This window comes from Metalysinibacillus jejuensis (assembly GCF_003057615.1).
GTDB lineage: Bacteria > Bacillota > Bacilli > Bacillales_A > Planococcaceae > Metalysinibacillus > Metalysinibacillus jejuensis.
The window spans coordinates 1-216 of the sequence record NZ_QAFW01000229.1; the positions used below are offsets into that span (position 1 = coordinate 1).

Sequence of the window (216 nt, forward strand, 5' to 3'; positions counted from 1 at the left end):
AGAAATACTGATTGCTAAAACAATCGGTTGTTCTCGTTTTGTATTCAATCATTTCCTCGCAAAATGGAACGATACTTATAAGGCAACAGGAAAAGGTTTGACTTACAATTCGTGTTCTTCTCAATTAACCCAATTAAAGAAAGAATTAGTTTGGTTAAAAGAGGTGGACAGCATTGCGATTCAATCTTCACTCAAAAACCTCGCTGATGCTTATTC

Annotated in this window: 1 protein-coding gene; it reads left to right on the plus strand. The window is 35.2% G+C overall.

The features are described 5' to 3' along the window. Positions 1 to 216, plus strand: a 216-nt coding sequence (locus DDE80_RS15015; protein WP_153060968.1) for a helix-turn-helix domain-containing protein, incomplete at both ends; no start/stop codon positions are given.